The sequence below is a fragment of the Rhodopseudomonas sp. genome (assembly GCF_036404135.1).
Taxonomy (GTDB): Bacteria; Pseudomonadota; Alphaproteobacteria; order Rhizobiales; family Xanthobacteraceae; genus Rhodopseudomonas_A.
Genome location: NZ_DASWPE010000162.1, coordinates 1 through 14,459, shown reverse-complemented (window position 1 = coordinate 14,459; position 14,459 = coordinate 1). Strand labels below are relative to the sequence as shown.

Annotated in this window: 14 protein-coding genes; 11 read left to right on the top strand and 3 right to left on the bottom strand. The window is 65.7% G+C overall.

The features are described from left to right. From VGC77_RS18980 to VGC77_RS18965, 4 genes are all read left to right on the top strand, one after another. Positions 1-313 (top strand): tyrosine-type recombinase/integrase (locus VGC77_RS18980; RefSeq protein WP_331173120.1); only part of this gene is annotated, 313 nt, incomplete at its 5' end. Between the two features lie 114 nt (positions 314-427). Beyond that, positions 428-1,042 (top strand): PadR family transcriptional regulator, encoded by a 615-nt coding sequence (locus VGC77_RS18975; RefSeq protein WP_331173119.1) that lies wholly within the window; start codon positions 428-430, stop codon positions 1,040-1,042. Between the two features lie 242 nt (positions 1,043-1,284). Beyond that, entirely contained in the window at positions 1,285-2,247 is a 963-nt protein-coding gene (locus VGC77_RS18970; RefSeq protein ID WP_331173118.1) for an acetyl-CoA carboxylase carboxyltransferase subunit alpha, read from the top strand. A 308-nt stretch (positions 2,248-2,555) separates the two neighbouring features. Then, positions 2,556-4,001, top strand: coding sequence for a murein L,D-transpeptidase family protein (locus VGC77_RS18965; protein WP_331173117.1), 1,446 nt, complete (start codon positions 2,556-2,558; stop codon positions 3,999-4,001). Between the two features lie 273 nt (positions 4,002-4,274). Here the strand turns inward: VGC77_RS18965 and secA are convergent, their stop codons facing one another. Beyond that, a complete protein-coding gene (gene secA, locus VGC77_RS18960) occupies positions 4,275-7,118 on the bottom strand; it encodes a preprotein translocase subunit SecA (RefSeq protein ID WP_331173116.1) in 2,844 nt (947 codons plus the stop codon). Positions 7,119-7,458: 340 nt separating this feature from the next. Here secA and VGC77_RS18955 point away from each other — a divergent pair, with 340 nt between their 5' ends. The 3 genes from VGC77_RS18955 (at position 7,459) to VGC77_RS18945 (ending at position 10,293) form a co-directional block, all read left to right on the top strand. Further along, on the top strand, positions 7,459-8,421 hold the full coding sequence (locus VGC77_RS18955) for a peptidylprolyl isomerase (protein WP_331173115.1): 963 nt from the start codon (positions 7,459-7,461) through the stop codon (positions 8,419-8,421). Positions 8,422-8,596: 175 nt separating this feature from the next. Further along, complete coding sequence (gene argJ, locus VGC77_RS18950; RefSeq protein ID WP_331173114.1) at positions 8,597-9,838, top strand: bifunctional glutamate N-acetyltransferase/amino-acid acetyltransferase ArgJ; 1,242 nt, start codon at positions 8,597-8,599, stop codon at positions 9,836-9,838. Between the two features lie 53 nt (positions 9,839-9,891). Then, positions 9,892-10,293, top strand: coding sequence for a (deoxy)nucleoside triphosphate pyrophosphohydrolase (locus VGC77_RS18945; protein ID WP_414709696.1), 402 nt, complete (start codon positions 9,892-9,894; stop codon positions 10,291-10,293). 38 nt (positions 10,294-10,331) lie between these two features. Here VGC77_RS18945 and VGC77_RS18940 read toward each other — a convergent pair whose 3' ends face one another. After that, positions 10,332-11,174 carry a methyltransferase domain-containing protein gene (locus VGC77_RS18940; protein WP_331173112.1) on the bottom strand — a complete coding sequence of 281 codons (843 nt, stop codon included), beginning with the start codon at positions 11,172-11,174 and terminating at the stop codon, positions 10,332-10,334. A 35-nt stretch (positions 11,175-11,209) separates the two neighbouring features. Then, on the bottom strand, positions 11,210-11,521 hold the full coding sequence (locus VGC77_RS18935; RefSeq protein WP_331173111.1) for a hypothetical protein: 312 nt from the start codon (positions 11,519-11,521) through the stop codon (positions 11,210-11,212). Positions 11,522-11,631: 110 nt separating this feature from the next. On the opposite strand from VGC77_RS18935, the gene VGC77_RS18930 reads away from it, so the two are divergent. The 4 genes from VGC77_RS18930 to VGC77_RS18915 all read left to right on the top strand — a co-directional run bounded on the left by VGC77_RS18930 (position 11,632) and on the right by VGC77_RS18915 (position 14,179). Further along, positions 11,632-12,441 carry a ComF family protein gene (locus tag VGC77_RS18930; protein WP_331173110.1) on the top strand — a complete coding sequence of 270 codons (810 nt, stop codon included), beginning with the start codon at positions 11,632-11,634 and terminating at the stop codon, positions 12,439-12,441. A gap of 90 nt (positions 12,442-12,531) precedes the next feature. After that, positions 12,532-12,807, top strand: coding sequence for a glutaredoxin 3 (gene grxC, locus VGC77_RS18925; RefSeq protein WP_331173109.1), 276 nt, complete (start codon positions 12,532-12,534; stop codon positions 12,805-12,807). A 29-nt stretch (positions 12,808-12,836) separates the two neighbouring features. After that, positions 12,837-13,685, top strand: a complete 849-nt coding sequence (locus tag VGC77_RS18920; protein WP_331173121.1) for a carbon-nitrogen hydrolase family protein — start codon at positions 12,837-12,839, stop codon at positions 13,683-13,685. Then, positions 13,682-14,179 carry a DUF1178 family protein gene (locus tag VGC77_RS18915; RefSeq protein ID WP_331173108.1) on the top strand — a complete coding sequence of 166 codons (498 nt, stop codon included), beginning with the start codon at positions 13,682-13,684 and terminating at the stop codon, positions 14,177-14,179. The genes VGC77_RS18920 and VGC77_RS18915 overlap by 4 nt, the downstream gene beginning before the upstream one ends. Positions 14,180-14,459 lie beyond the last annotated feature (280 nt).

The following is a 14,459-nucleotide window of genomic DNA, read 5'->3' as shown; positions in this document are numbered from 1 at the left end:
GGCCAGCAACGCCGGCGCCTCGAAATGGCTGTTTCCCTCGTTCGGCGAAAGCGGCCACCTCACCCGGCAGCACTTTGCCCGCGAGCTGAAAGAACTCGCCGGCGCCGCCGGACTGCCGCCGCGGCTTGTCAGCCCGCACGTTCTGCGCCACGCCTTTGCCAGCCACCTTTTGCACAACGGCGCCGCCCTGCGCATCGTGCAGACCCTGCTCGGCCACACCGATATCTCGACCACCCAGATCTACACCCATGTGGTCGAGGAACGGCTTAAAAGCCTGGTCCGCGACCTGCATCCGCTGGCCGACAAGTCATAGCCACTCGGCCCGACTCCCCCTCATTAAAATACGTCCACGATATATCTTCACGCTTGTCGCGTCCGTTTCTATGATATATCTTAGACCGATCATAAACGAGAAAGAGGACTTCTCATGTTTGGTTTTCACGGCGACTCCCATCAGCACGGCCGCCACGGCGGCGGTGAAGCGTTCCGCCCCCGCCACGCCGGCCCGCGCGGTGGCCACCCCTTTGGACATCATCACGGCCCGGAGGATTTTCCCGAGGACGGCCGCGGTCACGGCGGCGGGCGCCGGCGCCGCTTCGACGGCGGCGAGTTGCGCCTGGTGCTGCTGAAGCTGATCGCCGACAAGCCGCGACACGGCTACGACCTGATTCGCGCGGTCGAGGAATTGACCGGCGGCGCCTATGCGCCGAGCCCCGGCATCGTCTATCCGACGCTGACGCTGCTCAGCGACATGGGGCTGATCGCCGAGCAATCGGCCGAGGGCGCCCGCAAGCAGTTCGCCGTCACGCCCGAAGGCACCACGCATCTCGCCGAACAGGCCGCCGAGGTCGCCGCGATGCTGGCGCGGCTTGAAGCGATGGGCGCGATGCGGGAGCGGGTCGACGCGGTGCCGGTGCGCCGCGCCATGCACAATCTGCGCAGCGTGCTGCTGCATCGGCTCGGCGACGGGCTCGACAAGGAGAAGCTGCTCGCCGCGGTGGCGCTGATCGACGAGGCTGCGCAGAAGATCGAGCGGCTGTGATATCGGCATGCCGGCCGAGCGGTACGCCGCCCGGCCGGCACCCGACGACGCATCGACGATTGCGAAGGAAGGGCGCGTTGCCCGGCCACGATGCGCCAAGCATTCGCAGCAAAGCCGCGTGCTAGCGCAATTGCTACTGCCACGGCCGCTTGACTTGGCGCGGCATTTGGCTTGAAAAGCCCGAAAGGCCGGCGCTTTCTTTGCCCGCCGTTCATTCCTTTGCAACTCCCCGAATGCACCCCATGCCCGATCCGATGCGCAGTTACCTGGATTTCGAGAAGCCGGTCGCGGAACTGGATTCCAAGATCGACGAATTGCGGGCGTTGGCGGCCTCCGGCAGCAATATCGGCGAGGAAATCGCCCGCATCGAGGAGAAGGCGCAGCAGGCGCTGACCGATCTCTACGTCGCGCTGACGCCGTGGCAGAAGACCCAGGTGGCGCGGCATCCGCAGCGGCCGCATTGCATCGACTATGTCGAGTCGCTGATCGCGGATTTCACGCCGCTGGCCGGCGACCGCAAATTCGGCGACGACGAGGCGCTGATCGGCGGCTTCGGCCGCTTCCGCGGCGAAAGCATCTGCGTGCTCGGCCAGGAAAAAGGCGCCTCGACCGAGACCCGGCTGAAGCACAATTTCGGCATGGCGCGCCCGGAAGGCTATCGCAAGGCGGTGCGGCTGATGGAGATGGCCGACCGCTTCGGCATTCCGGTGCTGTCGCTGGTCGATACCGCCGGCGCCTATCCCGGCATCGGCGCCGAGGAACGCGGCCAGGCCGAGGCGATCGCGCGGTCGACCGACGCCTGCCTGTCGCTGACCGTGCCCAATGTCGCGGTGATCATCGGCGAGGGCGGCTCCGGCGGCGCCATCGCGATCGCCACCGCCAACAAGGTCTTGATGCTGGAACACGCGATCTACAGCGTGATCTCGCCGGAAGCCGCCTCCTCGATCCTGTGGCGGGATTCCGCCAAGGCCCAGGAAGCCGCCACCTCGATGAAGATCACCGCGCAGGATCTGTCGCGGTTCGGCGTGATCGACGGCATCGTCACCGAGCCGCGCGGCGGCGCGCATCGCGACCCCGAAGCGATGATCGCCAAGACCGGCGACGCCATCGCCAAGGCGTTCGGCGACATGCGCGACCTCGATGGCGCCGCGATCCGCGCCCAGCGCCGGCAGAAGTTCTTGGATATCGGCCGCAAGCTCGGCTGATTCGAACGCTGCGGCCCACGGCGAATCCAGGGTTTCGCCGCGGTGTGCACGGCGCCGGCAAGATCAGCCAAAGTATTCGCGGGCTGCCGGCGCCGCATCATGGCTTTTTCTAGGCAAGCCGGGGCGCTGCGACTGGCGTTGTGCTGGCTGAAATCTTCAGGCTCTATTCACCATGGCGGCTGGCACCGGACCGCGCCGGCCCGATCGGCTTGCGACGCGGGGGGCTTAAGGATAATAATTGCTCTACGGCGGCGGATAGATCGTCTCAAATTCGGGGACGATGCCCCGATCGGCTGCGGAGCTTTACCTTGATTGATCGCACGCTTGTTCGCGCGCTGGTGACATCGGTTGCGCTTGCTACTGGTGTCTTGCTCGCCGGCTGCAATAGCGACGAGATTTCGCTGGCCAACAACGCCAAGGCCAATCAGCCGGTGCCGCCGAAGCTCATCGCCGAGATGCAGGCCAAGGACATGGACCTGCAGGCGCCGATGCTGGTGCGGCTGTTCAAGCAGGAGGCCGAGCTCGAGATCTGGAAGCAGACCCGCTCCGGCCAGTTCGCGCTGTTGAAGACCTATCCGATCTGCCGCTGGTCCGGCGATCTCGGCCCCAAGGTGCGCGAAGGCGACCGCCAGGCGCCGGAGGGCTTCTACAACATCACCCCGGCGCAGATGAACCCGCAATCGTCCTACTATCTGTCGTTCAACACCGGCTTTCCCAATGCCTTCGACAAGGCGCTCGGCCGCACCGGCTCGGATCTGATGGTGCACGGCGACTGCTCGTCGCGCGGCTGCTACGCCATGACCGACGAACAGATCGCGGAAATCTATTCGCTGGGTCGGGAATCCTTCTTCGGCGGCCAGCGCGCGTTCCAGCTGCAGGCCTATCCGTTCAAGATGACGCCGGTGAACATGGCGAAGCACCGCAACAACCCGAACATGCCGTTCTGGAAGATGATCAAGGAAGGCTACGATCATTTCGAGGTGACGCGGCAGGAGCCCAAGGTGGAGTTCTGCGAAGCCAAATACGTGTTCGATCCGGCGGCGCCGCCGAACGCCTCCAACAAGCCGCTGTCGTTCAACGCCACCGCGAAATGCCCGGCCTATGTGGTGCCGAGCGAGATCGCCGACGCGGTACGCCAGAAGCAGCGCGAGGACGACGTCAAGACCGCGGAGCTGATCGCCAAGGGCATTCCAATGGCGCAGCGCCGGCCCGACATCGACGGCGGCATGAACCGGATCTTCGCCTCGAAGATTCCGGACGGCGCCACCGGGCTATCCGAGCCGGACGCGCCGGGCATGCAGACCGCCTTCGCCCGCGCCCCCGGCACCATTCCGCCGCACGTCAATCCGCCCAAGGCAACCGCTGCAGCCGCCTTCGAAGAGCCCGAGGCGACCGTCGCCAGCCGCGCCGCAACCTCGCCGTCGGAAGGCTTGCTCAACAATCTGGCGCATAAGAGCGCCAGCGCCACAGCGGAGACCACCGCGACGATGGCGCCCGCTAAGCCGAAGCTGGTGGCCGCCGCCAAGCCGACCAGTGCCCCGCCGCACCCGGCCTCCGTGGTCGCGGTGAAGCCGCCGGCCGCCAAGCCGGCCAGCGCGCCGCATCAGGTCGCCGCGGCCCGGCCGCCGCTGAAGCCGACGGTGTCGTCGGCCGACGCCGCCGCACCCGCTGCGTCAACCGGCGGCACCCTCGCCGGCGCGCAGCCGGTGGTCTCGGCGAATTCCTTCGAGAACCGCTTCTCCGCAGTGCGCTGAGACGCGCCGCTGAATCCCAGGCATCGTTGAAAGCCAAGGTCAGGGCGTCGGCGCGCAGGCCGCGCGCTCTGCCGCCATGCGATCAAGCCGCTGATGCCTTGGTTATTGTCGGCTATTTTGCCCGATCAGCCCCGCTCTGAGACCCCCACCCCCGACCCCTCCCCGCAAGGGGGAGGGGTCGGGGGTGGGGGGTCTCAAGAACGACGAATCAGATACGAGCCCGCCAACTATCCGCGTGGCCGCGAGCCGCATTTCAGCAATAGCTCGCTCCGCCTACGCGTACCTGCCGTGGCAGTGCTTGTATTTCTTGCCGGAGCCGCAGGGGCAATCCTCGTTGCGCCCGACCTTGCCCCAGGTCGAGGGATCGTCCGGGTTGCGCGCGGTCTTGTCGGCATTGTCGGCCGGCGCCAGCGAGACATTGGCGAACGCCATCTCGTCCTCGCCGGTGTCGGCGTTGAACTTGTGGCCTTCCATCGGCGGCAGATCCCGCGGCTCGTCCGGCGGCACGATCTCGACCCGCATCAGTTGCGCGGTCACCGCCTCGCGCAGATGGGTGATCATCGCCTCGAACAGCGCAAAGGCTTCCGACTTGTATTCCTGCAGCGGGTCGCGCTGGCCGTAGCCGCGCAGCCCGATGACGTTGCGCAGATGATCGAGCATCACCAGATGCTCGCGCCACAGATGATCCAGCGTTTGTAAAAGGATCGACTTCTCGGCATAACGCATCACCTCGGGGCCCCATTGCGCCACCTTGGCCGCCATGTGCTCATCGACGCGCTGTTCGATCCTTGTCAGCAGCTCTTCGTCGGCGATGCCTTCTTCCTTGGCCCATTCGTCGACCGGCAGGTCGAGCCCGAGCACCCGGCTGAGTTCTTCCTTCAGCCCGGCGACGTCCCACTGCTCGGCATAGGCATGTTCCGGCACGTGCTTGGCGACGATGTCGTCGATGAAATCGTGCCGCATTCCGGCGACGGTTTCGGCGACGCTGTCATCCTTCATCAGGCTGATGCGGTGATCGAAGATTTCCTTGCGCTGGTCGTTCTGGACGTTGTCGAACTTCAGCAAATTCTTGCGGATGTCGAAGTTGCGCGCCTCGACCTTCTGCTGCGCCTTCTCCAAAGCCTTGTTGATCCAGGGATGGATGATCGCCTCGCCTTCCTTCAGGCCGAGCCGCGTCAGCATGGTGTCGAGCCGGTCGGAGCCGAAGATCCGCATCAGATCGTCTTCCAAGGACAGGAAGAATTTGGAGCGGCCCGGATCGCCCTGGCGGCCGCTTCGGCCGCGCAGCTGGTTGTCGATGCGGCGGGATTCGTGGCGCTCCGAGCCCATGATATAGAGCCCGCCCGGCCGGGTGATGGTCTTGGCCGGCTTGTTGCCCTTGGCCGGCTCGATTTCGACGGTCTCCTCGGCCTTCAGCACGATCTCGCGGAACCGCTCGATGTCGGCCTTGATGCGCTCGATCTTGGCGGCCTTCTCCGCCTCGTCGGTGATCCCGGCGGTCTCGTGCTGGATCCGCATTTCCAGCGAACCGCCGAGCTTGATGTCGGTGCCGCGGCCGGCCATGTTGGTGGCGATGGTGATCGCGCCGGGCACGCCGGCTTCGGCAACGATATAGGCTTCCTGCTCGTGGAAGCGCGCGTTCAGCACCGCGAACAGCTTGGCGGGCTTGCCGGCGCGCGCCGCGGCATACAGCTTCTCCATGCCCTTGGGGTCGGTGAAGTCGATCTGCTTGTAGCCGTGCTTCTTCAGATACTCGCCGAGCACCTCGGACTTCTCGATCGAGGCGGTGCCGACCAAGACCGGCTGCAGCCGCGAATTGGCGCGCTCGACTTCTGCCAGGATCGCTGCGTATTTCTCGGCCTGGGTGCGATACACCTCGTCGTCTTCGTCGAGCCGGGCGATCGGCACGTTGGTCGGGATCTCGACCACTTCGAGCTTGTAGATGTCGAACAATTCGTCGGCTTCGGTCAGCGCCGTGCCGGTCATGCCCGAGAGCTTCTCGTACATCCGGAAGTAATTCTGGAAGGTGATCGAGGCCAGCGTCTGGTTTTCCGGCTGGACCTGGACGTGTTCCTTGGCTTCCAGCGCCTGGTGCAGGCCCTCGGAATAACGCCGGCCCGGCATCATGCGGCCGGTGAATTCGTCGATGATGATCACTTCGTCGTCGCGGACGATGTAGTCCTTGTCGCGCTGGAACAGCGAGTGCGCGCGCAGCGCCTGGTTGACGTGGTGCACCACCGAGACGTTCTCGACGTCGTACAACGACTCGCCCTTGAGCTGGCCGGCGTCGCGCAGCAGCACCTCGATGCGCTCCATGCCGGCTTCGGTCAGCGTCACGGTGCGCTGCTTCTCGTCGATCTCGTAGTCGGTCGCCTTGTCGAGCCGCGGCATGAAGGTGTCGATGGTGTTGTAGAATTCCGAGCGGTCGTCGAGCGGGCCGGAAATGATCAGCGGGGTGCGCGCCTCGTCGATCAGGATCGAATCGACCTCGTCGACGATGGCGTAGTAGTGGCCGCGCTGGACCATGTCCTCCAGCCGGTACTTCATGTTGTCGCGCAGATAGTCGAAGCCGTATTCGTTGTTGGTGCCGTAAGTGATGTCGCAGGCATAGGCGGCCTGGCGCTGCTGATCGTCGAGGCCGTGGACGATGACGCCGGTGGTCATGCCGAGGAAGCCGTAGATCTGCCCCATCCAGGCGGAGTCGCGCCGCGCCAGATAATCGTTGACCGTGACGACGTGGACGCCCTTGCCGGCGAGCGCATTGAGATAGACCGCGAGCGTCGCCACCAGGGTCTTGCCTTCGCCGGTCTTCATCTCGGCGATGTCGCCCTCGTGCAGCACCATGCCGCCGATCAACTGCACGTCGAAATGCCGCTGGCCGAGCGTGCGCTTGGCGGCCTCGCGCACCGTGGCGAAGGCCGGCACCAGGATGTCGTCGAGCGTCTTGCCGTCGGCCAGTTGCTGGCGGAATTCCGCGGTGCGCGCTTGCAACGCCTCGTCCGACAACGCCACGAGCTCCGGCTCCAGCGCGTTGATGGCCTCGACGCGGGGTTGATAGGCCTTGATCCGTCGGTCGTTGGGAGAGCCGAAAAGCCTGCGGGCGAGCGCGCCGATCATACCAATTTCCTGTCTTTGCAGTTCGGCGTTGCAGCCATCACCCGTTCACCCCGTCGCTATCAACTCATCGTGACGCTTGAGGCCGGTATCCCTTGCCGGGATCGGGCGCGAAATGAATGGAAAGCCAGCAATCCGAAAGTTTCGCGGCCCAGGCGCGGCCAGGCACCTGCCGTCGCGCCGGTCCGATCGCGGAGAGATATGGCTGGGGTAGAGGGTTGTCAACGCGCCGCCCAATCAAGGAATTCATGATTTTGACAGAGTTTGCGCGTTGCCAAGGCGGCATGATTGGGCGAGTGTCCCGCGACCCCGCACATCCCGCCTTTGCAGATAAGGATTTTCCATGACCGCTTCGCCGATCGACCAGAAACTAGGCCTGCGCTTCGGCCTCGCCTGCGCCGCCGTGACCGGCTGCCTGATGATGGCCAGCCTGCCGGTGCGCGCGCAGGACGCCGATCCGGTGCTCGCCAAGGTCAATGGCCAGGACATCCGTCAGAGCGACGTCGCCGTGGCCGAAGAAGAGCTCGGCCCCAGCCTGGCGCAGATGGACCCGGCCACCAAGACCGATAACGTGCTGTCGTTCCTGATCGACCTCAAGATCGTCGCCAAGGCAGCCGAAGACAAGAAAATCGCCGATCGCGAGGATTTCAAGTCGCGGCTCGCCTTCGCCCGCAACCGGCTGTTGATGGACAATCTGTTGGCCGTCGAAGGCAAGGCGGCCACCACCGACGCCGCGATGAAGAAGGTCTATGACGACGCCGCCAAGCAGATCACCGGCGAGACCGAGGTGCGCGCCCGCCACATCCTGGTGGAGACCGAGGACGAGGCCAAGGCGATCGAGGACGAGCTGAAGAAGGGCGCCGATTTCGCCGAACTCGCCAAGAAGAAATCCAAGGATCCGGGGGCCTCGGACGGCGGCGACCTCGGCTTCTTCACCAAGGACCAGATGGTGCCGGAATTCTCCTCGGTGGCCTTCGCGCTGGAGCCGGGCAAGATTTCCGACCCGGTGAAGTCGCAATTCGGCTGGCACATCATCAAGGTCGAGGAAAAGCGCAGCCGCAAGGCGCCGGAATTCGACCAGGTCAAGGCGCAGATCGAGACCTATGTGACCCGCAAGGCGCAGGCCGATTACGTCACCAAGCTGCGCGAGACCGCCAAGATCGAGCGGCTCGACAAGCCGGCCGACGCCGCCGCCAAGCCTGACGCAGCAAAGCCCGCGGAAGTCGCCAAGCCCGAGGCGAAGACCGAGGCCGCCAAGCCTGAGACGGCCAAGCCCGAGACCGCAAAGACCCCGGCCAAGAAGTAGGCCTGCGCAATCCCCTTTTCTTCCCTCTCCCCGTGTGGGAGAGGGTGCCTTCGCGAAGCGACGGCGGGCGAAGGGGATTGCCGCCATTTGTGTGCCCCCGCGCCGGTTCGATCTCGCTTCGCTGATTCTCGCCACCCTCTCCGGCCCGCGGAGCGGGCAAGAAAAGTGAAAGCGCATGTCCACCGCCATCTCCCCGCTCGCCCCGACCGACGTTCCCGAATTGCCGCCGCTCGACGGCGTCAAGCTCGCCACCGCCGCCGCCGGGATCCGCTACAAGGGCCGCACCGACGTGCTGCTGGCGCTGCTCGATCCGGGCACCGCGGTGGCCGGCGTGTTCACCCAGTCGAAATGCCCGTCCGCGCCGGTGGAATGGTGCCGGCTGAAGCTGAAGGGCGGCAAGGCGCGGGCGCTGGTGGTGAATTCCGGCAACGCCAACGCCTTCACCGGCAAGACCGGCCGCGTCGCCACCGCGCTGACCGCGAAAATCGCGGCGAAAGCGATCGGCTGCAAGCCGGACGATATTTTTCTCGCCTCCACCGGAGTGATCGGCGAACCGCTCGACGCCACGAAATTCGACGGCGTGCTCGACCAGCTCGCCGACGCCGCCGCGCCCGGCGGCTGGATGGACGCCGCCAAAGCGATCATGACCACCGACACTTTCCCGAAGGTCGCCACCGCCACGGTGAAGCTCGGCAAGGCCAAAGTCACCATCAACGGCATGGCCAAGGGCGCCGGCATGATCGCGCCGGACATGGCGACGATGCTGGCCTTCGTGTTCACCGATGCGCCGATTTCAGCACCCGCGCTGCAGTCGCTGCTGAAGGCCGGCGTCGCCGACACCTTCAACGCGGTCACCATCGATGGCGACACCTCGACCTCGGATACGCTGCTGGCGTTCGCCACGGGTGCTGCCGCCGCGAACGGCGCGCCAAAAATTTCCAAGGCCAGCGACCTCCGGCTGAAAGCCTTCGTCAAGGCCTTCAACGCGGTGCTGGCCGATCTCGCCGAACAGGTGGCGCGCGACGGCGAAGGCGCGCGGAAACTGGTCGAGATCATCGTCGACGGCGCGACCTCGAAGGCCAGCGCCCGCAAAATCGCGATGTCGATCGCCAATTCGCCCTTGGTGAAGACCGCGATCGCCGGCGAGGACGCCAATTGGGGCCGCGTGGTGATGGCGGTCGGCAAGGCCGGCGAGCCCGCGGATCGCGACAAATTGTCGATTTCGTTCAACGGCATCCGGGTCGCCAAGTCCGGCGCACGGGATCCGTCCTACAACGAGGCCGAGGTCTCCAAGGCGATGAAGAGCCCGGAAATCCAGATCAAGGTCGCGCTCGGCCTCGGCAAAGGCCGCGACCGGGTGCTGACCTGCGACCTCACCAAAGAATACATCGCCATCAACGGCGACTATCGATCGTAGTTTCGCCACCCTCCTCCCGGGGGAGGGTGAAGAGGCGTTTCGCCATGGCTTCCATGAACATCCTCCTCGTCGTCGCGGTGGCCTTGATCGACGCCGACGATCGCGTGCTGATCGCCCAGCGGCCGCCCGGCAAGACGTTGGCGGGCTTATGGGAATTTCCCGGCGGCAAACTCGACGACGGCGAGCGGCCGGAGCAGGCCTTGATCCGCGAATTGCATGAAGAACTCGGCATCGCGGTCAAGGAGCCGTGCCTGGCGCCGCTGACTTTCGCCAGCCACGCCTATGACGACTTCCACCTGTTGATGCCGCTTTATATTTGCCGGCGCTGGGAAGGTGTTGCGACCGCGCGCGAAGGCCAGCAGCTCGCCTGGGTGCGCCCCAACAAGCTGCGCGACTATCCGATGCCGCCGGCCGACATTCCGCTGATCTCGCATCTGATCGATTTGTTGCAGTAGCCGCCATCGTCATCGAGCCTGAGCGCCGTGTTAAGGCCTTACGCCTTCGGCACAATCCGCTTCACCGCGGCTTCAAGGCTGGCCTTGGCGGAGCCCGGTTTCAAGGGCTGCTGCTGACTGTCATGCGGCGACCAGGCGGATAACCAGACCAGTTCGAAGGTGGCGCGGATCCGGCCGTCGGGATCGGCGAAGCGCTCGGCGTAGATCTCGACCATCCGCAACAGCGTGGCGCGGCGCAGCGGCCGGCGGCGGCGCTCGACCAGCACGTTGGTGGCGCCCATCCGCCGCAAATCCTGCAACAGCGCCAAGGCGTTATCATAGCGCACCACGACGCGGTCGACGTCGGTGACGGGCAGCGCGAAGCCGGCGCGTTGCAGCAAAGCGCCAAGATCGCGCAGATCGGCGGCCGGGATGACGCGTGGCGACACCCCGCCGTCCAGCTCGGATTCCGCTGCGGCAAAGGCGTGGCGCAATTCTGTCAAAGTGTCGCCGCCGCTCATCACCGCCAAAAACAGCCCGTCGGGCTTCAAGGCGCGGCGAATCTGCGTCAGCACCCCGGGAAGATCATTCACAAATTGCAATGCCAGCGCCGAGACCGCCAGATCGATCGACCCCTCTGGCAATGGCAGCCGCTCGTCGGCGCCGAGTTCGACCGCGACCACCTCGCCGAGCCTCTCGCGCAACGCGGCGCGCAGTTCATCGCCCGGCGTGGCGATGTCGGCGGCGGCGACAAAGTCGCGCAGCACGGCATTGAGCCGATCCGCCATTTCCTCGGCGACGCGGTCGAGCAGAAACGTCGCCGGCCCCAAGGCGCGGGCGCGGCGCTGCCGCGCCGCCAGCAAGGCGCGATCGAACAGTCTTGGCGCTTTGGGCGAGCTCATGCCGCAGGGTTAGGCCGCGCGCGCGCCACTGGCAATCAGTTCAGCCTGGACGACGCCGCCGCCGGACCCGGGCTCTGCGGCGGCGCCTCGAACATCTTCAGCGAGGCGTCGAGCGCGTTGCGTAGATGCATCGCTGCAGCCTGGCTGCAGCGCAGCCGTCCGGTGGTGACGAACTTCACCTCGACCGAGCCGTCGGCCAGCGGGTTCAGCGTGCGCGAGGCAAGCTCGATCTGCACGGTATTGGCCATGATGCCGTGCGCCGGCGCGATGTCGAACGAGATGATCGGCGCGGTGGAGATGTCGATATAGATCAGCGCTTCGGCTGGTTTGGCCTCTGGATCGGACAACGCGCTCTCCTTGGGGTCTGATTCGCTTGCGGCAACTTAGGCCATCTCTCGGGCAAAATACCGCAACGAAGCCGCTTGAGCGCGGCCGGCGGCGGCCTTAGCCTCGCGCCATGGAAGCCGACGTGCAATCGCCGAAATCCATCGTGCCGACGCTGCAAAGCGCGCTGCGGCTGTGCCGGCAGGCGGCGCAGCGCGGCGCGCGGTTGGCGCTCGATGTGGCATTGCCGAATTTGTGCGTGGCCTGCCGCGAGCCGGTCGCCGGCCAAGGCGTCTGCGCCGCCTGCTGGTCGCAATTGTCGTTCATCGCCCCGCCCTATTGCGAGCGGCTCGGCATTCCCTTCGTCTATGATCCCGGCCCCGGCATCCTGTCGATGCAGGCGAGCGCCGATCCGCCGGCCTATGCCCGCGCCCGCGCCGCGGTGCGCTACGACGAAGTGGCGCGCACCCTGGTGCATGCCTTGAAATTCCATGACCGCGTCGATCTGGCGCCGACCATGGGGCGCTGGATGGCGCAGGCCGGCGCGCCGCTGTTGAAGGACGCCGAGCTGTTGGTGCCGGTGCCGCTGCATTGGCGGCGCGGCTTTTCCAGGCGCTACAACCAGTCCGGCGCGCTGGCCCGCGCGATCAGCCGGCAGGCCAACGTGCCGGTTTCGCGCGACGCGCTGCGGCGGATCCGGCCGACCGCGCATCAGATCGGGCTGTCGAAAGCCGAGCGCGCCGCCAATGTGCAGGGCGCGTTCCGGGTTCCGGCGGAGAACAAAGCCATCGTGCAAGGCCGCCGGATCGTGCTGGTCGACGACGTTTTGACCTCCGGCGCGACGGTGGACGCGTGCGCGCGGGCGCTGCTGCGCGCCAAGGCCGCCTCGGTCGATGTGCTGGTCTTTGCGCGGGTTGTGGAGACCCGCAAATCCCCCATATAATCCGGTCAACCTGTTCTTGATGAGCATGATCTGGTCCAAAAACCGGAGCCCGCTTTTTTCGGGATCGTGCTCCAGCAACCTGAGAGCGACATGACCGCTGCTATCGAAATCTTCACGCGGCCGGGCTGCGGCTATTGCAGCGCCGCCCGTTCGTTGCTGACCCGCAAGAAGGCGGCGTTCACCGAATACGACGTCGCGCTCGATCCGCAATTTCGCGAGCAGATGACCAAACGGGTCGGCCCCGGCGCGACCTATCCGCAGATCTTCATCGGCGAGTTGCACGTCGGCGGCTGCGACGACCTCTACGAACTCGACCGCGAGGGCAAGCTGGATTCCCTGCTCGCCGGCGAAAAAGCCGGCACGTGAGCGGCGCCGAGGGCCGCTTCACCGCCGCCATGGTGCAACTGCGCACCGGGCTGTTGCCGCGGCCGAGCCTGGATCAGGCCAGCGCGCTGATCCGCGAGGCGGTCTCCGCCGGCGCCAATTATGTGCTCACCCCCGAGGTGAGCAACATGATGCAGCCGAACCGCGCCGCGCTGTTCGAACATCTGGCGTTCCAGGACGATGACGCCTCGCTGAAAGCCTATCGCGAGCTGGCGCGCGAGTTGAAGATCCATTTGCACATCGGTTCATTGGCGCTGAAGGCGTCGCCGGATCGCGCCGCCAACCGCTCGTTCCTGATCGACCCGCAAGGCGCCATCCTCGCCAGCTACGACAAGATCCATATGTTCGACATCGATCTCGAGAACGGCGAAAGCTATCGGGAATCGGCGAACTACCAGCCCGGCGAAACCGCGGTGATCAGCGACCTGCCATGGGGTCGGATCGGGCTGACGATCTGCTACGATTTGCGGTTTCCGGCGCTGTACCGCGCGCTGGCCGACGCCGGCGCGGCGTTCATCTCAGTGCCGGCGGCGTTCACCAAGACTACCGGCGAAGCGCATTGGCATGTGCTGCTGCGCGCCCGCGCCATCGAGAACGGCTGCTTCATCTTCGCCGCGGCGCAAGGCGGGCTGCACGAGAACGGCCGCTCCACCTTCGGCCATTCGATGATCATCGATCCCTGGGGCGTGGTGCTGGCGGAAGCCGGCACCGAGCCCGGTTTCATCATCACCGAGATCGATCCCTCCAAGGTGGCCAAGGCGCGCCATGCGATCCCGTCACTGCAGCACGGCCGCCGTTTCGGCCTCGCCGATCCGAAGAGCAATCCGGAGCATCTGCACCTGGTGCGGGGCACGGTATGATCCGCTACACGCTGCGCTGCGATCACGGCCACCATTTCGAGAGCTGGTTCAACAGCTCGGCGTCCTATGAGACCCAGGCGCGGCGCAAGCTGGTGAGCTGCCCGAGCTGCGGCTCGGTCAAGGTCGACAAGGCGATCATGGCGCCGCAGATTTCGCACCAGCGCCAGGATCCCGCGCCGGCCGCGGTCGCGGCGCCGGCGCCCGAGGCCGCCGTGCCCGAGACGACCGTGCCCGCCGCAGCACCAAGCTCGACGCCGCTGCTGATGGCCAGGGAGCGCGAATTGCGCGGCAAGCTGAAGGAGCTGCGCGACCACATCACCAAGAATGCCGAAAACGTCGGGACGAAATTTCCCAACGAGGCCCGCAAGATGCATTACGGCGACATCGAGCACCGGCCGATCTTCGGCGAGGCCTCCAGCGACGAGGCCCGTGCGCTGATCGATGAAGGCATCGATGTCACGCCGCTGCCGGTGCTGCCGGAAGACCGGAATTGAATGGCAAAGCGCAGTGACATGGCAAAACCGCCGCGGGCACTGATTCACCTCTCCCCGCTTTGCGGCAGCGACATCGCATTTGACCTCTTGAAAGAATCCGAGAGCACATCGATGGGGGCTTGGCATCGACATTTCAACGCGTCGTCCCTGCGCACGCACTAAGGCATGCACACATCTCTGAGGCTCCATCCTGCGGCGATGGCGGAGAAGCGTTCGAGGCCGTGCTTGAAGGTGATGGGGCCGGGAGGTTTGGACGATGGATAGCCGTCCCAGCCGCCGA